Source organism: Pontimicrobium sp. MEBiC06410 (assembly GCF_053601615.1).
Genome location: NZ_JBSHNT010000030.1, coordinates 1 through 650, shown reverse-complemented (window position 1 = coordinate 650; position 650 = coordinate 1). Strand labels below are relative to the sequence as shown.

The following is a 650-nucleotide window of genomic DNA, read 5'->3' as shown; positions in this document are numbered from 1 at the left end:
GCTAACTTTGCTAATGCATGAGGCTTTAACTTAAAGTTTTCTGATAAATCAAAGACATAACCTGCTGCTGCAAAGAAATGCTCTCTCTCAGACCCTATTTTTGTTCCATTTAAGTCTAAATGCACACCATTTAATATATTTGGCATAGAGGCAGATATATAATACTTATTAGGTTTATAGAAATAAACTCCTGCTCCTACATTTGGTGTTAACTCATCTACATTTTCTGAAAAGAATACATCTCCAGAATCTATTAAGTCTAAGTTTACTAAACCAATGTTATGAAATGTAGCTCCTGCTTTTAAACCAAAAGCTAGTTTTGTGCCCCCTAATGGTAATGTATAAGAGAAATCTACATAGGCATTGGTTTCGTTTACTGGCCCTATTTCGTCATTTATTAACGAGAACCCTAGCCCTACACGGTTACCTATTGGTGAATGTATAGAAAGTGTTCCTGTACTTGGAGCGCCTTCTAAACCTACCCATTGGCTTCTGTAAAGAGCGCCAATAGATACGGTTTCTGTAGACCCTGCATAGGCAGGGTTTATTACATTCATATTATACATATACTGCGTATACTGCGGGTCTTGTTGTGCATATAATTGATAGCCTAACAAGAATATGAAAATGGTATATATTAGTTTTTTCAT

General features: G+C 35.5%; 1 protein-coding gene. It reads right to left on the bottom strand.

The features are described 5' to 3' along the window. On the bottom strand, positions 1–650 hold a 650-nt coding region (locus tag ACVC08_RS00195; RefSeq protein WP_452600502.1), incomplete at its 3' end, for a PorP/SprF family type IX secretion system membrane protein.